20 protein-coding genes and 1 pseudogene are annotated in these 23,088 nt (G+C 44.9%); 14 read left to right on the top strand and 7 right to left on the bottom strand.

The genetic code is table 11. The features are described from left to right. Positions 1-410: 410 nt before the first annotated feature. The 5 genes from V7K61_RS27995 to V7K61_RS27975 all read right to left on the bottom strand — a co-directional run bounded on the left by V7K61_RS27995 (position 411) and on the right by V7K61_RS27975 (position 5,110). Positions 411-1,502 carry an ABC transporter ATP-binding protein gene (locus V7K61_RS27995; RefSeq protein ID WP_335058546.1) on the bottom strand — a complete coding sequence of 364 codons (1,092 nt, stop codon included), beginning with the start codon at positions 1,500-1,502 and terminating at the stop codon, positions 411-413. Between the two features lie 125 nt (positions 1,503-1,627). Continuing rightward, a complete protein-coding gene (locus V7K61_RS27990; protein ID WP_335058544.1) occupies positions 1,628-1,894 on the bottom strand; it encodes a hypothetical protein in 267 nt (88 codons plus the stop codon). Next, complete coding sequence (locus V7K61_RS27985; RefSeq protein ID WP_335058542.1) at positions 1,878-2,762, bottom strand: carbohydrate ABC transporter permease; 885 nt, start codon at positions 2,760-2,762, stop codon at positions 1,878-1,880. The genes V7K61_RS27990 and V7K61_RS27985 overlap by 17 nt, the downstream gene beginning before the upstream one ends. Positions 2,763-2,765: 3 nt before the next feature. Next, positions 2,766-3,677, bottom strand: a complete 912-nt coding sequence (locus V7K61_RS27980) for a carbohydrate ABC transporter permease (RefSeq protein WP_335058540.1) — start codon at positions 3,675-3,677, stop codon at positions 2,766-2,768. A gap of 41 nt (positions 3,678-3,718) precedes the next feature. Next, entirely contained in the window at positions 3,719-5,110 is a 1,392-nt protein-coding gene (locus V7K61_RS27975; RefSeq protein WP_335058538.1) for an ABC transporter substrate-binding protein, read from the bottom strand. A 460-nt stretch (positions 5,111-5,570) separates the two neighbouring features. Here V7K61_RS27975 and V7K61_RS27970 point away from each other — a divergent pair. Continuing rightward, positions 5,571-6,866: pseudogene (locus V7K61_RS27970) on the top strand (urease accessory protein UreH domain-containing protein). Further along, the gene (locus V7K61_RS27965) at positions 6,841-7,542 is read left to right on the top strand and encodes a hypothetical protein (RefSeq protein WP_335058536.1); all 702 of its coding nucleotides are present in this window, start codon (positions 6,841-6,843) and stop codon (positions 7,540-7,542) included. The pseudogene V7K61_RS27970 and the gene V7K61_RS27965 overlap by 26 nt, the downstream one beginning before the upstream one ends. 108 nt (positions 7,543-7,650) lie before the next feature. Here the strand turns inward: V7K61_RS27965 and galE are convergent, their stop codons facing one another. After that, a complete protein-coding gene (gene galE, locus V7K61_RS27960; RefSeq protein WP_335058534.1) occupies positions 7,651-8,649 on the bottom strand; it encodes a UDP-glucose 4-epimerase GalE in 999 nt (332 codons plus the stop codon). 403 nt (positions 8,650-9,052) lie between these two features. Between galE and V7K61_RS27955 the strand changes: the two genes are divergently transcribed. Further along, on the top strand, positions 9,053-9,703 hold the full coding sequence (locus V7K61_RS27955; RefSeq protein WP_335058532.1) for a hypothetical protein: 651 nt from the start codon (positions 9,053-9,055) through the stop codon (positions 9,701-9,703). Between the two features lie 238 nt (positions 9,704-9,941). Beyond that, positions 9,942-11,693, top strand: a complete 1,752-nt coding sequence (locus tag V7K61_RS27950; RefSeq protein WP_335058530.1) for an ABC transporter ATP-binding protein — start codon at positions 9,942-9,944, stop codon at positions 11,691-11,693. A 48-nt stretch (positions 11,694-11,741) separates the two neighbouring features. Here the strand turns inward: V7K61_RS27950 and V7K61_RS27945 are convergent, their stop codons facing one another. Next, positions 11,742-11,921, bottom strand: coding sequence for a hypothetical protein (locus tag V7K61_RS27945; protein ID WP_335058528.1), 180 nt, complete (start codon positions 11,919-11,921; stop codon positions 11,742-11,744). Between the two features lie 266 nt (positions 11,922-12,187). Here V7K61_RS27945 and acsF point away from each other — a divergent pair, with 266 nt between their 5' ends. The 10 genes from acsF (at position 12,188) to V7K61_RS27895 (ending at position 22,828) form a co-directional block, all read left to right on the top strand. Continuing rightward, on the top strand, positions 12,188-13,243 hold the full coding sequence (acsF, locus tag V7K61_RS27940) for a magnesium-protoporphyrin IX monomethyl ester (oxidative) cyclase (RefSeq protein ID WP_099102199.1): 1,056 nt from the start codon (positions 12,188-12,190) through the stop codon (positions 13,241-13,243). A gap of 369 nt (positions 13,244-13,612) precedes the next feature. After that, positions 13,613-15,016, top strand: coding sequence for an eCIS core domain-containing protein (locus tag V7K61_RS27935; RefSeq protein ID WP_335058525.1), 1,404 nt, complete (start codon positions 13,613-13,615; stop codon positions 15,014-15,016). 368 nt (positions 15,017-15,384) lie between these two features. Next, positions 15,385-16,332 carry a zinc-binding dehydrogenase gene (locus V7K61_RS27930; RefSeq protein ID WP_335058523.1) on the top strand — a complete coding sequence of 316 codons (948 nt, stop codon included), beginning with the start codon at positions 15,385-15,387 and terminating at the stop codon, positions 16,330-16,332. 137 nt (positions 16,333-16,469) lie between these two features. Continuing rightward, positions 16,470-16,844 carry a hypothetical protein gene (locus V7K61_RS27925; RefSeq protein ID WP_335058521.1) on the top strand — a complete coding sequence of 125 codons (375 nt, stop codon included), beginning with the start codon at positions 16,470-16,472 and terminating at the stop codon, positions 16,842-16,844. 29 nt (positions 16,845-16,873) lie between these two features. Continuing rightward, positions 16,874-17,674: an SDR family oxidoreductase gene (locus V7K61_RS27920; protein ID WP_335058519.1), complete on the top strand. Its 801-nt coding sequence runs from the start codon at positions 16,874-16,876 to the stop codon at positions 17,672-17,674. A gap of 85 nt (positions 17,675-17,759) precedes the next feature. Continuing rightward, on the top strand, positions 17,760-18,674 hold the full coding sequence (locus V7K61_RS27915) for a TauD/TfdA dioxygenase family protein (RefSeq protein WP_335058817.1): 915 nt from the start codon (positions 17,760-17,762) through the stop codon (positions 18,672-18,674). Positions 18,675-18,776: 102 nt separating this feature from the next. Beyond that, positions 18,777-19,469, top strand: a complete 693-nt coding sequence (locus tag V7K61_RS27910; RefSeq protein WP_335058517.1) for a hypothetical protein — start codon at positions 18,777-18,779, stop codon at positions 19,467-19,469. Positions 19,470-19,545: 76 nt separating this feature from the next. After that, on the top strand, positions 19,546-20,139 hold the full coding sequence (locus V7K61_RS27905) for a glutathione S-transferase family protein (protein ID WP_335058516.1): 594 nt from the start codon (positions 19,546-19,548) through the stop codon (positions 20,137-20,139). Between the two features lie 68 nt (positions 20,140-20,207). Next, positions 20,208-21,587 (top strand): LLM class flavin-dependent oxidoreductase, encoded by a 1,380-nt coding sequence (locus V7K61_RS27900; protein WP_335058514.1) that lies wholly within the window; start codon positions 20,208-20,210, stop codon positions 21,585-21,587. 278 nt (positions 21,588-21,865) lie between these two features. Next, positions 21,866-22,828 (top strand): DMT family transporter, encoded by a 963-nt coding sequence (locus V7K61_RS27895; RefSeq protein ID WP_335058513.1) that lies wholly within the window; start codon positions 21,866-21,868, stop codon positions 22,826-22,828. Positions 22,829-23,088: the final 260 nt, after the last annotated feature.

Genomic DNA, 23,088 nt, shown 5'->3' with positions numbered 1-23,088 from the left:
ACCTTAGTAAATCAGTTTTCAGGTGAGGTTTTGAGAATTTATGCAATAAATATATTGAATTCGGGTGGTCATTTATTAAATTCGGGTGGTCATTTATTGAATTCGGGTGGTCATTTATTGAATTCGGGTGGTCATTTATTGAATTCGGGTGGTTGTTTATTGAATTCGGGTGGTCGTTCATTGAATTCGGGTGGTCGTTTATTGAATTCGGGTGGTTGTTCATTGAATTCAAGCAGTGGTTAGGGTGGAGTAAAACTCAGATTCTTGAACAACTTCAGACTTGTGTGTACACCGTAGGCTTGCGGGGAGGGGAACGTTTGCGTTAGCAAATGCGGGGTGGGGTTCTTTGTTTTTTATTTATGCAAGAGGTCTATTGTAGAGACGGCGATTCATCGCGTCTCTTGCTTGCGTTAACCTAACATTTGTCTTTTAACAAGAGCATGGCCAGATTGCACATCAAACCAGTGAATATCTTCAGGGGGCAATGCTAGTGTAATATCCTCGTTACTCCAATTTTGATCTGTTGGCAACAAAGCACGTACCGTAATCGCTCCGGTTTGTGAACCCTCAACCTTGACACTGACCAAATAGTGCATACCCAAATTTTCCACTAAAAACACTTTCCCTTGAAGAGTCTGGGTATCACCTGGTTGAGCTATGCGGACATTTTCGGGGCGGATTCCCAAAACAATCTGCGGTGGTACTGTTGGTATATCTGGGAGAAGCACTTGGAAATTACCCAGGAGCGCGTATTGTCCCTTACAAGGTAGAGTCAGCAAATTCATTTGCGGACTACCAACAAATCCAGCCACAAATAGATTAGCGGGATGGTTATAAATGCGGTCAGGCGGGTCAAGTTGCTGGACATAGCCATCGTTGAGCAATGCAACCTTCGTGGAGAGCGTCATCGCTTCTGTTTGGTCGTGGGTGACGTAGACAACTGGCACTTTTTGGGCGGCAAAAATTTGCTTGATATCGGCTCGGACTCGTTCCCGCAATAGTGCATCCAGGTTACTTAAAGGTTCATCCAGCAGGTAGACATCGGCATTACGCACCAAAGCACGACCGACAGCAACCCGCTGCCTTTGACCTCCAGACATTTGTCCAGGTTTGCGGTTCATTAACTCTGCTAATCCTAAAACTTCTGCTACTTCTGCCACTCGCTGTTTAATTTCTGTCGGTGGTACTTTTTTCAGCTTGAGTCCAGAAGCGAGGTTTTCGTACACTGTCATGTGAGGATAGAGTGCATAGCTTTGAAATACCATTGCAATATTGCGATCGCTTGCTCGTTTATAGGTGACATCCACCTCCCCAATCTCAATCTGACCGCGAGTCGGTTCCTCAAGACCCGCAATCATGCGTAGCACAGTGGATTTGCCACAGCCAGAAGGGCCAAGTAAAGTGAGAAACTCATGGTTATCTACAGTTAAACTAACGTCTTTGACAGGGACGACTTTAGGACTGTAGGTTTTATTCAAGTTTTTGAGTTCGAGTTTAGCCATTTTTCATTTGTCATTTGTCATTTGTCATTTGTCATTGGTCATTTGTCATTAGTCATTGGTCATTTGTCATTTGTCATTTGTCATTTGTCATTTGTCATTTGTCATTGGTCATTAGTCATTGGAAACTAACTATGTAATTCTTCTCCCCTTGCTCCCCTGCTTCCCCTGCTTCCCCTGCTCCCCTGCTCCCCTGCTCCCCTGCTTCCCCTGCTCCCTTGCTCCCCTGCTTCCCCTGCTTCCCCTGCTCCCCTGCTCCCCTGCTCCCCTGCTTCCCCTGCTCCCCTGCTCCCCTGCTTCCCCTGCTCCCCTGCTCCCCTGCTCCCCTGCTCCCCTGCTCCCCCTGCTCCCCTGCTCCCCTGCTCCCCCTGCTCCCTCTTATCCCTTGACAGCACCAGCGGTAAGACCTTGGACAATCCGGCGCTGGAAAAACAAAACTAGTAAAATCAGGGGTAACGTCCCCACAACAGTAGCAGCAGCGATCGGGCCATAGGGAATTTCATATATTGTCGCACCACCCAACTGAGCAGCAGCCACGGGAATTGTCTTCAACTCTTCACGCGTCATAAACGTGAGAGCAAAAATAAACTCGTTCCAAGCAAAAATAAAGGTAAGGATTCCAGTAGTCACTAAGGCGGGAAGGGTCATGGGTAGCACGATTTGCCACAGTAGTTGAAAGGTGTTGTAGCCATCGACCCTAGCAGAATCTTCCAAGTCTTTTGGTAATTGTTCAAAAAAGCTTTTAAGTACTAAAATTGTTAGCGGCAAATTGATCGCAGTATAGGGTATAATTAGCGCCAGATAATTATTGCCCAATTTCAGCGCTTGGATAATTTCTAATAGTCCTAAGAACAAGAGAATTCCAGGAAATAAGGTAACAATTAAAATGCTGGCGAGGATAACTTTTTCACCCCAAGGGCGTAACCGTGCGAGAGCATAAGCCGCAGGTGCGCCGATCGCTAAAGCTACAGCGGTAGAAGTAATCGACACAAAGGCGCTGTTGAAGATGTAGCGCCAAAATGGACGACGGGTAAATAACTCAATGTAGTGATTGAAAGTGAATCGTGTGGGGAAATAGACAGTAGGAACGGCGGCAATATCCTCATTCACTTTAAATGAGGTCAGCAATTGCCATAGAGCTGGCGCTAGGCTAAATAGGACTATTAATACAACTATGATGAACAGTAAGATTTTTTTCAGAGAAAACTTGGTTTTCCCTGTTCGTTTTGGAGTCGTTGGAACTGCTTGGGGAGTTACACTCATGGCTTAAATGGCTCCTGATGTTTTGGCACGGTATCTGTTAAGTAAGAAACTAGCGATCGCCACCGCCGCAATTAATATTAAAAATGTCACCACTACCAGGGCTGCTCCATAACCAAAATCTAAGTAGCGCATCACTGTGGAGTAAATGTACAATGACACCACTTCCGTAGCGCCACCAGGGCCACCCCCAGTCATCACAGCAACCAAGTCAAAAATCCCGAAAGCTTGAGCAAACCGAAATAGCACTGCAATTAATATCTGCGGCAGCAGCAGTGGCAGGGTAATATTGCGGAAGCTTTGCCAAGCAGTTGCCCCATCGACCGAATAAGCTTCATAGAGGTCTTTTGATATCGACTGCAACCCAGCTAGCAACAGGATACTGATAAACGGCGTAGTTTTCCAAACATCAGCAAAAACCAGTGCGATCGTTGCCAGCGTTGGATCTCCTAACCAGTTAATTCCAGTCTCAATCAGCCCCAAGCGCCGCAGAATATCGTTCACAACCCCAAACTGGTCGTTAAAAATCCAAGTCCACGCCAGACCAATCAAAGCAGTAGGCAAAGCCCAAGGGATAATTGCAGTTGTACGCACTATGCCCCGACCAACAAACGCCTGATTGAGAACTAGGGCAATCCCCAGTCCTAGTAGTAGTTCTGAGATTACGGATGCTGTTGTGAACACGGTTGTCGCCCACAAACTCTGCCAAAAACGACCATCACCCGCCATCCGCACATAATTCTCTAAACCAGAGAATACAGGTTGTAACTCTGTCCCCAAATTTTTAGTAAATACGCTTAACCAAAATGCTCGTAAAATCGGGTAGGCAAATACAAACAACAACAGCAGCAATGCGGGTGTTAGTAAAATCCAGGCTGTCTGTTGTTCTCGATTTCTGAGTGTATGTAAATTTGTCATTTGTCATTTGTTATTTGTCATTTGTCATTAGGCATTGGGAATTAGGAACTGGCTATGTAATTCTTCTCCCCCTGCTCCTCTGCTCCCCTGCTCCTCTGCTCCCCTGCTCCTCTCCCCCTCTGCCCCCCTGCCCCCAACAATCGCCGCGTTTCAGCCGCCGCAGCTTGCATTGCTCGTTCCGAATTCATCCGACCGGATAATGCGGCACTGAGATAACGCTGTAAAATATCTGATGTTTGAGCATATTGGGCGATCGGTGGACGTAAAACTGCATTGTCTACGACCTCCAATAACTGCGGATAGTGGGGGTATTTAGCAACAATCTCTGGGGCTGTAAACAAATCCCGACGACTTGGTACATAGCCCGCACTGAAAATGAATCGGCGCTGTGCTTCTCGACTGGTAAAATAATTAATTGCTTTCCAAGCTTCTTCAGGATGTTGAGAAGATTTCGCAATCCCTAAACCCCAGCCCCCTAGACAAGCCGCTCCTGTCTTACCAGGAGCATGAACCATCGGTTTAATCGCTATTTTGCCCCGGATTGGCGAATTTTCTGCCTGGGCTAAAGGCCACGCATAGGGCCAACTGCGTAAAAACGCTACTTGACCACTTTGAAATAAGCGTCGGGTGTCTTCTTCTTGGTAGGTCGTGACTCCAGGAGGAGAAACGCCTTCCCTGATAGTACTACGCAGAAACTCAATGGCTTGTAATGTTTCTGGTCGATCTAGTCCAACTTCGAGGGTGTCGGGTTTAACCCAGAAGCCACCAAAGCCATCGAGGATTTCTGCAAACATCGCCACAAGTCCTTCATATTGGCGACCTTGCCAAACATAGCCCCAATTTACCTGCTTTTTCTTCTGCAAGACTTGGGAAATTCGGAGCAAATCATCAAAGGTTTCTGGCGGTTGCAATCCTGCTTGTTTGATTAAATCTTCCCGGTAGTAGAGCATTCCCACGTCAGAACGCACTGGAATGCGGTACAGCTGGTTTTGATAACGTCCCCCTTCTACATCCTGGGGTGAAAATGCTGCCAACTCCTCTTTAGAAATGCGATCGCCTAAAGGTAGCAACCATCCCGCAGCAGCAAACTTGGATGTCCAGATCACATCCATATTGATCAGGTCATAAGGGGATTCACCCAAGATAAAAGATGAGGTATACAGGTCTTCGAGCAAATTTGTGGCATTCGGCCCTTCAACTAGGTTAATGCGAATACCAGGGTTCTCAGCCTCGAAGTCTCTAATTAAACCCTGTCTCCAAGGTTCGGCATCAGGGGCAGTCATTAACAAATTGAGGGTAACTGGTTGCTGCGAAAGTGCTACCAAACTTAACAATATAATGCTCAAGAGAGTTGCCAGGAAAACCCCCATGTGTAAGTAACTTTGTTTTTGGATAAATTTTTGCAACTTGTTTATTGGCTTTCGGTACAACATTATCAATGTAGCGATCGCTAGTAGTAATCCTTAGGAAAGAAAAACATAAAATATCTCAAAAAAGATTATTTTGTATTATTTTTTTACGGCTTAATCAGTAGGTCGGCATAAATATTTGTTGTTGGGATGAGGCAGGAAACAGAAGGCAGAAGTCAAGAGAGAAGAGGGTTTTAGCCTCATTTATTTTTGTCAACATAGTTTGATTTTATTTTGCTTACCTACTTAGCGCTTGATAACAGAATTTAGGCAGTTGTCAGCAAAAGTTTAGATAAATTACATTTCCTAGAGAAAACATCAAGTTTGACGCTTTGTCTTTTGACAGCGATCGCAACTTCACGTAAAGTGCCCCACTAGAGGAGTGCTGAGTACTAAGCAAAGAAAAAAAGAATTTCTTAATTACTTCTTCAAAATCTTTATTCGGACACTCAGGACTCAGAACTCAGAACTCGGAACTTTTTTTATGGTAGATTTGTTGCTGATTGCAGTCCTGGGGTTCCTGGGGAGTTTTGGACATTGCTTTGGGATGTGTGGCCCGCTAACAGTGGCATTTTCTCTGTCTCATCAGCCGAAAATTCCACAAACAGTCTCTTTGGGACGGACATCAACCTTAGAAAAGCCCGACACTTGGCAACAGCAATTAAAATTTCATATCCTGCTAAACCTGGGGCGAATGTTGAGCTATGCTCTAGTCGGTGCTGGCATTGGGGCGCTAGGTTCGGTATTGCTGCAAGGTGGACAGCTAGCGGGTATTGGCAGCGACTTCCGGCGCTGGATGGCAATTCTCACTGGTGTGATGTTGATTTGGTTTGGCTTAGGACAAGTAAAGCCCGATTTATTACCGCGCATTCCCGTGTTACATCCCCTATTGCAAGGTGGTTTACACGATCGCCTCAGCAGCGGAATGGTTAAACTTTCTTTAAAAACCAAATGGTGGACGCCAATGCTTTTGGGGATGACTTGGGGTTTAATGCCCTGTGGTTTCCTGTATGCTGCCCAAATTAAAGCCGCTGAAACTGGCAATTTATGGATGAGTACAGCTACTATGCTGGCTTTTGGCTTGGGAACCTTACCCACGATGTTAGGTGTAGGCGTTTCCACATCTTTGGTAAGTAAAGACAGGCGCAGTCAGTTATTTCGATTAGGTGGTTGGGTAACACTCACCATTGGCGTTATCACCTTGCTGCGGACTGGTGACACAATGGTAGATTACACCGGACACGCTGCCTTAATCTGCTTAATTTTGGCGTTAATTGCGCGTCCGATTAGTGGCTTGTGGGCTTCACCACTGCGTTATCGTCGCGGCTTGGGTGTGGGAGCTTTTGTGCTTTCTGTGGTTCACACCTTCCACATGATAGAACACTCATTGCAATGGAATTTTGCCGCCTTTTCGTTTCTGCCACCAGAATTTCAGTGGGGGATGGCTGCGGGTGCTGTAGCATTGGTATTAATGTCCCCCGCCGCTTTTACAAGTTGGGAATCGTTGCAAAAATCTTTGGGCAAGCGTTGGCGACAGATTCATCTATTGGGTGTGCCAGCCTTGCTCTTGAGTGCCATTCATACTGTGTTGATTGGTTCCCATTATCTGGGTTCCTTGCAATCAACTTGGGGAAATAAATTAGCGGCAGTACTGATGGTAATGATTACTCTCAGTGTTTTGCTAGTGCGTAGGGCGAAGCCCTTGCCGTAGGCATCGCGCTTTTTCTGGTCAAAGTTAGCCGTAGAAAAGTTTTATGTTCCCCCAACCAAATCGCGGTAAATCATCTTTATTTTCTGGCTCCGTCTCAACGAGTCAAAAACAGAGGCGTTACCCCCTCAAAGGCATTTTCTGGAAGAATCAAGGAACAATAAAGTATTTATTATTCCTGAGTTGCTTAGTTATATCAATAACTAATCTTTACCCTGCTTTTGCTCATAAGGTGGAAGTAGCCTCAGATGTTGGCGGCACTCTCCACATTGAACCAAATGATAATCCCCGTGCTGGAGAAGCAAGCCAAGCCTGGTTTGCACTTACCCGCAGAGGTGGAAAGGTGATTCCTCTGTCACAGTGTAATTGTCAGTTGGCTGTTTATGCCGAACCTTATGCAGCCGGAGAGCCACCGCTGTTAGAACCACAGTTAAAACCTGTGGCAGCCGAACGTTATCAAGGCATCCCAGGTGCAGAAGTTGTCTTTCCCAAACCAGGGCTTTATGAGTTGCAACTAAATGGAAAACCTGTCTCTGGAGCAAGATTTAAACCCTTTGAATTCAAATTTGAAGTGACTGTGGCAGGAGGTGGGTCTACACAGAATACACAGAACCTCCGAAATGTCAATGGTGATTTAGTAGAAGGTCAATCTCAACAATTACCAACTTGGGCGATCGCACTGCCAATTCTCGGATTTATCGGCATCTTAGTTGTCGTCATGCAAAGTATGAGGAGGGGTGGGGAGTAGGGAGTGCTGAGTGCTGAGTGCTGAGTGTTGAGTGGGGGAGCAGGGGAAGCAGGGGAAGCAGGGGGAGCAAATTATTATTCTTTCCCATTCCCCATTCCCCATTCCCTCCTACTTATGTCGCTTTTGATGCCACTGCCACGCGTCAGCGACGATATCTTTGATGGATGGGTACTGAGGTTGCCAGCCTAAGATTGTTCTGGCTTTGTCGCTGGTGCCAATGAGAACTGGGGGATCGCCAGGACGGCGATCGCGTTCTTCTACTGGTATGCTAATTCCTGTCACCTCTTCGACTGCGGCAATGACTTCTCTAACGGAGAAACCGCTGCCATTGCTCAAATTAAAAACTTCGCTATCGCCACCTTTTAATAAATATTCCAAGCCCAAAATATGGGCGTCTGCTAAGTCGTTAACGTGAATATAATCGCGAATACACGTACCATCGGGCGTGGGGTAATCAGTGCCGAAAATTGAAATGGATTCTCGTTTCCCTAAAGCTGTCATTAGCACCAAGGGAATCAAATGGGTTTCTGGGTTGTGATCCTCACCCAGTAAACCATCGGGATTAGCACCAGCAGCATTGAAGTAGCGAAAACGTACTGATTGCAAACCGTAAGCGACATCAAAATCAGAGAGAATCCTTTCTACCATCAACTTTGTAGCGCCATAGGGATTAATCGGATTTTGGGGATGGGTTTCTGGAATGGGCACGAATTCCGGTACCCCGTAGGTGGCACAGGTAGAAGAAAAGACAAATTTCTTTACAGATGCTGTCAGCATCGCTTCTAACAGGGTCAAAGTACCAAGAACGTTATTGCGGTAATATTTGGCCGGATCGCTCACCGACTCTCCTACGTAGGCATAAGCCGAAAAATGCATCACCGCGGCAATATCGTGGGTTTTAAATACATGATCCAGCAAGGCGCGATCGCTTGTGTCCCCAATTATTAGTTCTACCTGTAAAACCTTTTCTACTAGATCGCGATGTCCATAGACCAGATTATCAAGTATGACAACGCCATAACCCGCTTTCTTCAAAGCAAGCACTGTATGGGAACCAATATATCCAGCTCCCCCCGTTACCAGAATAGTAGGCTTTCCAGGCGACATAGTTTTTCCTTTTGAGTCGATTACTTAATTAATTTAGTTTACCGGTACCAGATTACTCTTCTGGAAAATTATAAATAATAGACGCAGTGTCAAAAAATTGCACTAAAATCACTACGACGGTAGTCATTGGGTGTGAGGTTTGAGAAATTTTAAGTCAAACAGTGCGATTACAATTTGACAATAAAATAAATCCATTTCCCGAAACCTCTAGGTTGAGCCTTACGGGTGACGCTTCTAACGTCGCTATCAGTAAGAAGTCGCCAGTTGTTTCATGCATGGTTTTCCAGCATGGCAGTCTTTTCTGGGGGCAACCCCAATCGAAACGGACTGCCTCTCCTGACGGAGACGCTACGCGAACACCACCACACTGGCTCACTGCACCAGAAAATTTGAGAGTTAGTCTATGTTTCTATTGTTAAGCCGGGTACTGCTGTGGCTGCTGATTGGCACTATCGTTTATTCTCTGTTCCAGCGATTTTATCCCTCTGGAAGTTTTGTCGGGCGATTAATCTTAGTCGTTATCTTGGTAATCGTAGCCCTATCATTTCTTAATCCCAATGAACCTGCTGTGGCTTCGTTGTGGAGGATGCTATCTTTTCCCCTCAAGCCTCTAGGAGCCTCTGTTTTACTGATGATTATTGCCGCTCAGAAAATCAAAGGAGGTGGAATAGAGAAACCAGGAGGATACTTGATTGGTTGGGCACTGACGATTTTGCTGTTGGCAAGTACACCAGCAGTCGCCTATTTCCTTTATAGAGCACCTCTAGCAATGACAGGTGAAACATCTGTCGCAACTGCTACACCAACATCTGGGACACTGGTGGCATTAGGGCAACCCACCACAGCAAACATCTCAGATGTAACGGGCGATCGCATTCTTTCTTATAATTTGAGAGTGCCTCCGTACCTGTTACAAGGAAATCCTCAAGATATTCGCACACGCGGTTTACGACTTGAAGACTTTGTACCAAATTCGGAAACGTTGCAATTGACAACAAGAACTTGGGAAAGTTATCTCGTTGAAGTCTACAGGTTCTTGCGTGTTCAGCGGTAATCAGGCAAGAAAACAATACTTGGTTCGTAGTGAGCGCTTAATTTAAGGCCTAAAGTCCTGACTACGAACTTATTTCTTCATTAAAGTTGCTGTGGTGGACTACTAGTACCAAACGGCCATAACTATCCAGTTAAAAGAGGTAAAAAAAGCTGAATTTATCACAAGCGATATTTCCTCTTCATAGCTGCCTTCTTGGACTAGCAGTTAATCTAGATGATAAAGTTGCACAATTGCTTTAATGGCAAAATCTCGACGAATCGCTAAACTCAGTGCTTACCTACGACCCCATTGGCGGGAAGCCTCCTTGGGTATTCTCGCTTTGTTGTCTGTCAATGCACTGGGTGTTTATATCCCTTGGTTGATTCGTGCTGGTGTTGATAAACTCTCGACAACCTTCAGCTGGAACCAAATACTACATTACGTAGTAGTTATTGTTTTGCTCAGTTCGGCGATGTGGCTAATGCGGATGGCATCACGCATTTGGCTATTTGGGGTGGGGCGTCAGGTGGAATTTGACCTGAAACAACGGATTTTTGAACACTTACTGAAGTTGGAGCCTGGTTATTTTGCTAGTAATACTGCTGGCGATTTGATTAGTCGGGCGACCAGTGATGTGGACAATATCAAGCGGTTATTAGGTTTTGCGGTCTTGAGTTTGGCAAATACGGTGTTTGCTTACGCCCTGACACTGCCAGTAATGCTGGCGATTAGTGTGGATCTCACCCTAGCCGCCCTAGCAGTGTATCCTTTTATGCTCTTGTTGGTGAGTTTATTTAGCGATCGCTTACGCAAACAACAAGCAGCAGTCCAAGAGCAACTCTCTGACATCAGCGAACTCATCCAGGAGGATATTAGTGGCATTGCCTTAATTAAAATCTATGCTCAAGAAGCAAACGAGCGTCGAGCTTTTGCCAAGAAAAATCAGCAGCTATTGACTGCTAACCTGGAATTGGCAAAAATCCGCAATACACTGTTTCCGCTAATTGGTGGGCTAGCTAATATCAGTTCGCTGGTAATCATCTGGCTAGGGTCGGCACGGATGTCTGCTGGGACACTTCAGGTTGGCGATTTTTTAGCATTGTTAATTTATGTAGAGCGCCTAGTTTTCCCCACTGCCCTTTTAGGATTTACAATTACCGCCTACCAACGCGGTGAAGTTAGTATCGATAGGCTTGAAGCTATTCTCTCTGTCACACCAAAAATTAAAGATGCAGCCGATGCCATACATCTGCCTGTGGCTGAACTCAAAGGCGAAGTGACAGCGAAAAATCTCACCTACAATTACCCTGGTTCCACTACTCCAGCTTTAGCAAATGTTAACTTTAGCATTGCTGCTGGAGAAACTGTCGCGATTGTTGGGGCAATTGGTTCGGGGAAATCTACTTTGGCCAATGCTTTACCACGCTTGTTGGATGTTGAATCAGGACAATTGTTTTTAGATGGGGTAGATATTACTAAGATCGCTTTGACAGATTTACGAGGTGCGATCGCCTACGTTCCTCAAGATAGCTTTCTATTTAGCACTACAATCAAAAATAATATTCGCTACGGCGATCCAGTTAGCGAACAACAGCAGGTAGAATCTGTCGCTAAACTTGCCCAAATTGAATCAGAAATTCAGAATTTTCCGCAGCAATATGAAACTATTGTTGGCGAACGCGGTATTAATCTTTCTGGTGGTCAACGACAACGTACTGCTTTAGCTCGTGCAATGTTGGTCAATGCTCCAGTGTTAATTTTGGATGATGCTCTCTCTAGCGTGGATAATCAAACAGCTACGAAAATTCTCAAAAATCTCTCCAGTGGTACTGAACGTAAAACAGTAATTTTTATCACTCACCAATTATCAGCGGCGGCGGCTGCTGACCGAATTTTTGTCATGGAAAAGGGAAAAATTGTTCAGGTCGGAAATCACTTAGAACTTTTACAACAACAGGGTTTATACAGAACGTTGTGGAGCCAGCATCAAGTTGAAGAATTACTGCGGTGAAGAAGACAGAGGGCAAGAATTTAGATAGGATAAATAGTTAGGAGTATCTCATGCCCCAGCTAAATGTCTAACGGTGCGATCGCAATCGATTAAAAACCGATAGGCTATTTTTCCAAACTGCGGAAAATTCACACCCTCTTCAAACACCCGCCCTTCTGGAATCACGCTGTTACGTCTTTCTTTGCCTTCTGCTAGCTTCAGTGGCTTGTTGAAAGCGTTCTTCTCCATCAACTTGCTCTAACGCTGTGCAAATCTCATCCTGTAAATTCTACATGAATTGCTGCGATCGCTCCACCCGTCTCATATTCAGGGCAGCAAGGCTTCGGCGTCAGCGCTCAGTCAAAGGCTGCCCAACCCACAAGATGGATAATTTCTTTATTAAAAATCCCTGCCTGCCGAGTTTACTGAAGGATTTGTAAAGAGGTCTAGCAAAATAATTGCATTTGTCATAACTTGATAGTTATAGAACTATTGATTCCATCGCCTCATTACTCATGGTTAACACCCTACCCAAGCCAGAAATCAAAACCCCCAGCAAAGAAACCGTACTCACCCCCCGGTTTTACACTACAGATTTTGAAACCGCAGCCAAGCTGGATTTGTCTGCCCAGGAAACGGAATTGCAGGCGATGTTGACAGAAATGCGGACAGACTACAACCGCCACCATTTTGTTCGCGATGAAGCCTTTGAGCAGTCTTGGGAACACATTGACGGTGAAGCAAGGCAGGCGTTCATAGAGTATTTGGAACGCTCTTGCATTTCTGAGTTTTCCGGCTTCTTGCTATTCAAGGAATTATCCCGCAAGCTAAAAAATCGCAGTCCAGTGCTAGCGGAAATATTTCAAATGATGGCACGTGATGAAGCCCGCCATGCTGGATTTCTCAACAAAGCCATGGCCGATTTTAAACTCTCCCTTGATTTGGGCACTGTTACCAAAACCCGCACTTATACATTTTTCCCGATTGAATGGGTACTTTACACCGTCTACCTCTCAGAAAAAATCGGCTACTGGCGTTACATTATTATTTTCAGGCATCTAGAAAAGCACCCGGAAAACCAGTTTTACCCGATATTCCGCTACTTTGAGAGCTGGTGTCAGGACGAAAACCGCCACGGAGATATATTCAAGGCATTATTGCGTTCTCAACCGCAACTTTGGAACACTTGGAAATCTAGGCTGTGGAGTCGCTTTTTCTTGCTATCAGTATTTGCTACTCACACTCTGACAGTTCATGAACGTTCTGGGTTCTACAAATCATTGGGACTTGATGCCACAGAATTTGATATCCAAGTTGTCCGCAACACCAATGAAACCGCAGGACGGGCTTTTCCTGTGATGTTGAATACCGAACATCCCAAGTTTTTCCCACGTCTGCAACGCTGTGCAGGTTACAACTTGAAAATTGCAGAGATTGAAGGCAGTTATCATCCGAAATTGGTAAAGCTAATTCGCAAACTACCTTTGATTGCAGCAATTGTTTGGAATCTACTGTTAATTTACCTCATCAAACCAATTGATACTGAAGCCCTGCGGGGAACGGTTCGCTAGTTATTTATTAGACATCTGCTGGTGAAATTAATTATGCGTTCTGAATAATACATAATTAATTTCACCAGATGTCAATTCTTGAATATTTGGGTAGCTGAATGATATCATGTCCGGCTACATACTTGTCATTACGAACGCAGCGATAGCGGAGTGAAGTAATCGCATCCGAAGTGATTGCTTCGTTCCACTCTGTTCCACTCGCAATGACATATCGTAAGTGATTAAGCGGACTTGATATGATGACAAAATTAGACTAAAGTCTATATATAAATATGTCAATAAAATAGTTAAATTTTTGTATATATATAATCCTGGAATGCAATAGATAAGAGGTTCACTAATTAATCTAGAAAATGTAGGAATTGAGAGATGAGCGACATTAAAATACAAGCCGCTTTGCCTTTACCCACACGGAAGCGACCCAACACAGAAACATCAAATTTTACGAATCCATCGCTTGTCTCATCCAATATTCCCACATTGGCCAATCCAACACGCAGTTTTGGTTTACCAACAAATAATAATACTCCACTAGATACAGTCATTGAAGTAGTAGGCGACCTTCAAAAAGCCCCGTCTGCTAACGAGCAATTATTAGAACCAGAAGCTATTAAAGAAAAACCTCTTGTTCACGACATTAGTCGGATATCTTTGCGTCGTCCACAGCCGCAACTTATAGGTAGCCAGCCAAAAGACCAGTATGAGCAGTCAACTGACCAGATTATGCTTCTACCTAGACCTAAGTCAAATATAAATATTGGTGGAATAGATTCGCATATAGTACAACGAGAATGTGTAGATTGTGAGCAAGAAAAAGAGGAAGTACAAACTGAGTTGTCGCTACAACGCGTTAGTAATAACAGCGTTCAAACCCAAGACAATATTGAGAGTCAGTTAAGCAATAGTAAGGGTGGAGGAAGCCCGTTATCTCCCGAAGTGCGAGACTTTATGGAACCACGCTTTGGTAGTAAATTCGACGATGTACGAGTACATACTGACTCCAATGCTACGCAGATTAGTAAGTCGTTGGGAGCGCAGGCCTTTACTCATGGTAGTGATGTTTACTTTAGCGCCGAGAAATCACCTGGTAATAACGAGTTGACAGCCCATGAGTTAACCCATGTGGTACAGCAGACAGGCAAAGTGCAGAAACAAAGCGATGCATCTACAGCACCAGCCACTGTTGAACAGACATCTAATGGTATGCCGCCCAAAAAAGGGACAACTAAAATTGACAAAAAGAATGCCACAATTACTGCTTCGGGAAAAAATATTACAGAAGCAATTACAAACTTAACATCACAAGGAAAGGGCGAAGCGGGCAGTGTTACCTGTGCCCCCGCAAAAGATGTCAAAACTTACCAAGCAGAAGATAAATCCGATGAAATTGTTTACGAGGCAGATGTCTTAGTAACAGAAACTAAGGCAATGCCCGTCTGGACGGAACTCGACCAACAGTGCGAACCTGTTAAAAAAGAATGGGCAAGGTTTTATAGCGCTCTTGATACGCACGAAAATGGGCATATAAGTATTGACGAGAAGGCTTTTAAAGATTTACACAAAAAGCTTCTTGGCAAAACAACCTCAGCATCTGACAAGATTTTTAACGATACTTACGCTCAAGCGAATACTGATAATAATACTTACGATGCCACAACGAAACACGGACTCACTCAAGGTACAGGAGTAACTCCGGTACAGTGCGGCCCAGAAAAAGTTTCTCAAAGTGGAGATGAATCGGATGCAAAGGTAGAGGTTCAAACTCAACAATAGAGGCGAAAACACCATAACGCAGACCTGCTAATCATTTTCGCGTTTGCACTGTTTGGACTCACATGGATAAATCATAAAAAGAACGCCGAACGATACGGAAGCCACTTGGTTTGACTACAGTGCAAGAAGTGTCAACGGCGAATTTATTCACAAGGTGCTTGATTCTTCTGGCTGTCTGTGATAGTTTTCTTTTTACAAACCATAAAATACTTTAAGTTTATCAAGATACCGTTGTTTATGATTTTCGTTAACCTAGTTGCAAAGATTTGAAGTTAAGAATAAATAGCTAATCTATCGAGATTATGTATTGCAGGTATAAGATTGCGAACCAACGAACTAGAAATTAATCTCTAAGCCAGGGCAACCTTATGAGCAAAATACGTGCTGTGATTGTCGATCCCAATGTGCCGGGGCGTTTGGCACTGAGTGAAGTGACTGCACCAAAGCCCGCCCCAGATGAAGCTCTAGTGCGGGTAGCGGCAATTTCCCTAAATCGGGGAGAGATAAAACGTTCAACCACTGCTGAGGCTGGTTGGCAGCCTGGTTGGGATTTAGCAGGTGTAGTGGAAATCCCCGCCACCGATGGTTCGGGGCCTCCCCAAGGGGAGCGTGTAGTTGGCTTGCGCCGTGCCGGTGCTTGGGCAGAACTCGTGTCTGTTCCTACTAACGCCTTAGCTGTAGTGCCGCCATCGGTATCTTTTGCTCAAGCTGCCACACTGCCTGTAGCGGGTTTAACTGCATACCATGCGGTGTTAAAAGGTGGTTCACTTTTGGGTCGGACAGTTCTGGTTACAGGTGCATCAGGAGGCGTTGGTTACTTCGCTATCCAATTGGCGCAACTGTCAGGCGCGCAAGTTGTGGCACATATTCGTCAAGCTGGCTATGAAACTCTAGTTAGAGAAGCAGGGGCGCAATCGGTGGTGATTGGCGAAGACCTTTCACCCGCCAGCGAGTACGGCCCCTACGATCTAATTGTAGAGTCAGTAGGTGGCAAGACTTTGGGGGTAGCCCTTGGCTTTCTGGCGCAGGATGGGAAAACTGTGCTGTATGGAGTATCTGGGGGAGATGAAGTGACATTCAACGCGGCTCAATTTTTTGGGACTGGTAGCGTCAGCCTGTATGGTTTACGTCTGTTCGATGAATTGAGATTTGAATCAGCAGCAGTCGGTTTAAAACGGCTTTTGAGTCTAGTAGAAGCAGGTGAGTTACATCCTCACATTGATTTAGAAGCTTCTTGGACAGAAATAGCTGATGTGGCCCAACAACTACTCGATAGGCGTTTTCCTGGCAAAGCTGTGTTGCACATTTCCAAATAATTCGTAATTCGTAATACTTCGACTTCGCTCAGTACAAGTTCGTAATTCGTAATTATTTTTATTTTCATGCACTGATTTATTGAGAAAGACTAATGTTTTTTCTTGTTGCAATCAAGCAGATTTAATTTATTTGTGAGGTGATAATTACGAATTATGAATTAAGAACTACTAATTCTGCTGACTTTTGGTTCAAACTAGATCGGCTTGTAGCCCTTAGTAATCTCAAGATAGATCGCCCAAAAGGGACATCACATCCACGTTATCCATCCTTTGTTTATCCGTTGGACTATGGATACTTGGAAAATACTCGCTCTGGAGATGGAGCCGATATTGATGTCTGGATAGGTAGTTTGTCTAGTCAAAAAGTTACCGCCGTCATTTGTAGTGTTGACTTGGAAAAGCGGGATGCAGAAATCAAAATACTTCTGGGCTGCACTTCTGAGGAAAATCAAGTCATCTTGGATATCCAGAATATAGGCTCTCAATCAGCAATATTATTGGTTCGCAAATAAATTAATTACATTTTTGAGGGTAAGTTTGTATGAGCTTAGAACTAAAACTATCAGGTAAAACAGCGATCGTTACAGGAGGAAGCGCGGGAATTGGATTAGCTACTGCCAAAGCACTTTATAGTGAGGGTGTGAATGTGGCGATCGCAGCCCGCAATCAAGAACGCTTAGATCGGGCTGTCGCTGACATCCAGTCTTTACCCACCCCAGGCGCGAAAGTTATTGCCATTAGCGCTGATTTAACGAAAGCAGAAGATATTGAGAAAGTTGTCTCAACTACATTAGCCCAGTTTAATCAGATTGATATCTTGATTAACAATGCCGGATCAGCCCGTGCTGGATCTTTCCTAGAATCCACGGATGATTTATTTTTGGATGCTTGGAACTTAAAATTATTGGGCTATATCCGCTTCGTTAGAGCCGTCGTTCCCCATCAAAAAAGTCGCGGTGATGGCCGGATTGTCAATATAATCGGCGGTGCAGGACGGACACCTCGTCCGAACTTCCTAGCTGGTGGTACAAGCAATGCTGCTTTGCTGAACTTCACAAAGGGCATTTCTAAAGAGCTAGCCGAGTATAAGATTCGCATTAACGCTATCTCCCCTGGTGCTACAGCTACCGATCGTGCCGAGACTTTAGCGCGGCAAAATGCCCAAGCGCAAGGCATCACCGTCGAGGAAGTGAAGGCGCAAAGCATCCAAAGTATTCCTTTAAAAAGAATCGCCCAGCCAGAAGAAATTGCCGCGTTGGCGCTATTTTTGGTGTCCGATCTTGCTGCATCGATTACAGGAACAGAGATTATCGTTGATGGCGGATCTACCCCTGGTGTTTAACAGACACGATGAATCGGACGCGATAAATCAGACGCGATTCATCGCGTCTCTACATCAAAAACATAAACTTCTTGGAGATAAAAACATGGGTTCTCAATACTTTGATATCAAACCAGTTGCAGGACGTATCGGTGCTGAAATCATTGGTGTTAATCTGAGTTCTAACCTCAGCGATGACATTATCAGTGATATTCGCAAGACTCTAGTTAAATACAAAGTGATCTTTTTCCGCGGTCAGGAACAACTCGATGCTAATGGACAGGTTGCTTTCGCTCGTCGTTTTGGTGAAGTCACTACAGCCCACCCTACCGTACCATCGCTGCCAGAAAACCCAGAAGTCTTAGACCTGAATTATGGGCGCACCACTTCCCGCGCCAATAGTTGGCATACCGATGTGACATTTGTAGACCGTCCACCTCTCGGTTCCGTCTTACGAGCGCTTGATATTCCCCCAACTGGTGGCGATACAATCTGGGCAAACTCGGTAACTGCATACGAAGATTTACCTATTCATTTGCGTAATCTTGCAGACCAACTTTGGGCAGTACATAGCAACAAATACGACTATGCCACTGCATTTGACCTACCTGAAGATGCCAAGGCTTACCGGGCTGTCTTCACCTCCACTGTATACGAGACTCTGCACCCAGTTGTACGCGTCCATCCCGAATCTGGGGAGCGGGGACTATTCATCGGCGGATTTGTGCGTCAGTTCCGTGGCTTATCAACAACTGAATCAGATGACATTCTGCGGCTGTTGCAAGCATATATTACACGTCCTGAGAACACAGTCCGGTGGCGTTGGCAAGTTGGTGATGTTGCTTTTTGGGACAACCGGGCTACTCAACATTATGCGATCGCAGATTACGGCGATCAGCCCCGCCACGTTCAACGCGTGACAATTGTCGGCGATCTCCCAGTGGGCATCGATGGTAAACAAAGTGAGGCTATCAAAGGAGATGCTTCTGAGTACAATCGCCGTCAGGCGGTGACTGCGTAATAGAGACTCGCGTCAAAATCAAATACCAGCTAGACAATCTCTATGAAGTAGAAGTTTCATTGGTAGTAAAGCAAGTTCCATACTTGGACAGAGGAGCAATGCATGGGTGATACACGCGCTACTGTTTTGGAAACAATAGCGGATACTTTAATCGAGCGTGCTGAGGCTCTGCCTTCTCGTGTTCTGCAAGTAGCGGTGACAGGCATTACTGCTAGTGGCAAATCCACTTTGGCACAGGAGCTAGCGCAGATATTAACCAGACGTGGAAGAAGTTCTGTTCACATTGCAGTGGATGATTTTCATAACCCACGCGATCTGCGCCATCGCCGAGGTCGTGAGTCGGCTGAAGGCTACTATTTTGATGCCTACAACTATTCGCTCCTCAAAAAGCTTGTGCTTGAACCACTTGGGCCTGGAGGTAATTTAATCTACCAGGCACGTGGGTTCGACTTGGAAACAGATGCTCCAGTGGAAGAGGCACTTAATAAAGCCCATCCTGGAGACATTTTTCTTTTTGCTGCCAGTTTTCTGCTACGACCAGAGATTGTCTCTTACTTTGACTATCGTATCTATATAGATACAGATTTTGAGGTGGCCGAGCAGCGTGGGGTAGACAGGGATGCAGCACGGCTTGGATCTTGGGAAAACGCAGTTCTTCTGTATCGTCAGCGATACCATGCTGCACAACGAATCTATTTTGCAGAATCTAATCCTGTGCAGTATGCCGATGCTTTATTGAAAAACAATAATTTGGCAGAACCGATTCTCTTCTTTAGAGCAAATCATCTTTCCTAATTTATTTACCAGATTTTTTCAAATGTTAAAACGGTAGACATTTGAACCCAGTATCTAATGACGATCGCACTTTTTTATGAAACTCTTCTATACACCTAACTCACCCTATGCACGCATTGTACGGGTGGCAATAATAGAATTGAATTTATGCGATCGCATCGAAACGCAAAAAGTCATTGCACGAGATCCGAACAGCAGCCTATTGAATTACAACCCTACAGGTAAAGTTCCAACTCTAGCGACTGACGACGGATTTATTTTGAGTGAAACACGTATAATTTGCGTCTATCTGAATCACTTAAATCCTGAGATCAAACTAGTTGCTGACATTTCTAATGGCTTTTTACAGCAACTCGAAGGTATGACTGGTGGGTTCATAGATGGTATTGCTGTCTGGGTGCGGGAGTTAAGGCGTCCCCACAGTGAGCAGTCTCCTGGGGTGATTGAGTTTGAGCGTGAGCGGGCGTTGAGAATTTTGGACTACTTCGAGAAGATATCAGATAAACTCGACCAAACTCCAAAACTTGCTCATATAACCCTCGCCTCTGCACTGGGACTAAAAATCCGTCTTCCTGATTTGCAATGGCGGCAGAAATATCCAAAACTTGCCTATTGGTATGATGAATTCTCTAAACTACCCTCCATGCAAGCAACAAGACCAGAGTCTTAATAACTAACATTTTCTTGTTCCAAACAAGAGAACGAAAAAAGCATAAGTACGCCCTCGCAAATACAAACATGAGTACAAAAAAACAACTTAAACTCGGAGCATTTTTACCCGGTAGTGGTCATCACGTCGCAGCATGGCGACATCCCAATACCCCGGCTGATGGAGGTTTAAACTTCCAACATTACAAGCAGCTGGCACAAACGGCTGAACGGGGAAAATTTGATATGCTTTTCCTCGCAGATGGTTTAGCCGTCTGGGATCGAGGGCAAGGGACTGAGGCTTTTAGCCGTTCGGGACAATTCAGTGTCCACTTTGAACCTTTAACCTTATTATCGGCTCTGTCTGCGGTGACAGAAAATATCGGGTTGGTGGCGACATCATCAACGACTTATGATGAACCTTTTCATCTCGCCCGCAAGTTTGCATCACTAGATTATCTCAGCGGTGGTCGTGCCGGATGGAATCTTGTAACCTCTGCTGCTGAAGCCGCAGCGCACAATTTCAGCCAAGAAAACCACCTAGAACACTCGCTACGCTACGAACGGGCGAGGGAATTTGTGGATGTTGTCACCAAACTTTGGGACAGTTGGGAAGACGATGCTTTCCTCCACAATAAGGAGTCAGGTATTTACTTCGATGCAGAAAAGTTGCATATTCCCCACCACAAGGGTAAATATTTCTCGGTGCGCGGCCCGCTGAATGTGGCGCGTCCACCACAGGGATATCCAGTAATCGTACAAGCGGGATCTTCCGAGGCTGGACAGGATTTAGCTGCCCAAACAGCAGAGGCGATTTTCACTGCACAACAGACATTGGCAGAAGCTCAAGCCTTCTACAGCAGCGTTAAGGGGAGATTGGCTAAATACGGACGTTCCCCTGACCATCTCAAAATTATGCCAGGGGTATTCCCGGTAATTGGTAAGACTGAGCAAGAAGCTAAGGATAAATATGAGCAACTTCAGGACTTGATCCATCCGCTGGTTGGATTAGGGCTACTTTCTGGACTAGTGGGTGGTCATGATTTGTCCAAATATCCTTTAGATGGGCCGCTGCCGGATCTGCCTGATACTAACGGTGGCAAAAGCCGCTTGCAACTGATTACCGATCTTGCCCGCAGAGAAAATTTAACAATCCGACAACTGTATTTGTGGATTGCAGGAGCGCGGGGACATCGAACGATTCTCGGAACACCAGAACATATTGCCGATCAGTTAGAAGATTGGTTTGTTAATGGTGGGGCTGATGGATTTAACATCATGCCGCCTTGGCTACCTGGGGGTTTAGAGGAATTCGTAGACTTGGTAATTCCCGAACTGCAACGCCGAGGAATATTTCGTACTGAGTATGAAGGTAGTACTTTGCGCGAGAATCTCGGTTTGCCTCGTCCAGTGAACCAGTTCATTACAAAGACTGCTCCTGAACCTGTGAGCGCCGGTTCCTTGGCATAGTAATAATTGATGAACCTATCCCACTAATAATATTTGTGCTACAAAGCTTAAGCTTATTGAGAAATGAAAACGAAAAATCAAGGTTTTCAAGCACATTTTACGAAAAGAAGTAGGGATTTTTAGAATAGTGGGATAGGTTCATGGATAAATTCCCTGTAGAGACGGCGATTTATCGCGTCTTTTGAAGCGACGGCTTTGATTTCCTCAAACTTCATCTGGTTTGTTATTCCAGTGGTTTTAACAATACAATCAAGTCGTCTCTAAGGAAACTTTTTATCGTGTTGGGCATCCTAACGGTTCTACTATCCTCCTTTGTTTTGACGTTTCACAACGTTACAGTCCGAGTTTTGTTTTCAGAACATCTCGTACTAGGTTTATTTTTACTCGGTGGATACGTTAAACCGGATTTGCAGAATTCCTTCTTGCTGATGTTCATGCGAATGCTGCTGGTGGTTCCACTCATGGCATCTCTATCATTCAAGCTATATCCATCTGCTTGGACAGAACTCCAATACTTGTTAACCCGCGATCGCAGAGATATTCTAATCCAAGCTCTTGGCTGTGGAGTGCTGATGTTTGTGTATATTGCCTCACTCTACATTGCTATTGGCTTGATTCCCACAGGCATTGCCTTGACCCTCTTCTTCACCTATCCCGTATTTACAGCGCTGCTGTCATGGAGGTTTTTTGGACAACGCCCCACATTGTTCCGTTGGCTGGTAATGGCTATTATTCTGGTGGGAAGCGCTCTCACCATTCCCCAATCTTCTGCCACCTACAGCAGTCATACCATTGCGATCGGCATTTTCGCTAGTTTTGGCGCTGGGATTGTTTACGCCTTTTATTGCATCATTGCTCAAAAATGTTTAGAAAAATTCCATCCAATTCCCTTTACCTGGATCAGTTTTGCCTGTACTCTACTGCTTTCTGGTATTAGCTTACTGTTCTGGCCAGGTAAAAGCGCTCAACTTGACTGGACACCCTTATGGATTGGTAGCATATTTTCCGGTCTTGTCAGCTTTCTCGGACACACTTTAAACAATGTGGGGATTCGGATGGTTGGCGCATCTACCGCCTCCATAATCGGCTCTAGCAGTCCAGCATTGACAGCGTTAGTTGCATGGATAACGATTAACGAAACTTTAAACGTTGTTCAGAGCGTGGGGATTGGTGTTGTCACATTGGGGATCGCCTTACTTAGTGCAGAAGGCTTTGTGAAATCGCTCAAAATTAGGGGTTGAATTGGGCATGGAGAATTTTAGAATACCTTACAGCGCTTCTGGGTTGAGTCGAATACAGACCTAACCCCCAGCCCCTTCCCTACAAGAGAAGAGGAGTAAGATTCAAAGCCTCTCTCCTTTGAGGAGAGAGGTTTGGAGATAGGTCAAAATCTATTGCATATAAACGAAAACCGCTTTATGTAATACCAATTATCCCAAATAAAGCTAGAGATATAGACCTATAAACCCCGATTAAAATTGACTTTCTTAATTACGAATTA

The sequence above is a fragment of the Nostoc sp. genome, from assembly GCF_036918015.1.
Classification (GTDB): Bacteria; Cyanobacteriota; Cyanobacteriia; order Cyanobacteriales; family Nostocaceae; genus Nostoc.
Note: the sequence above shows the minus strand (reverse complement) of the source record. Positions and strands in the feature narration are given on the sequence as shown.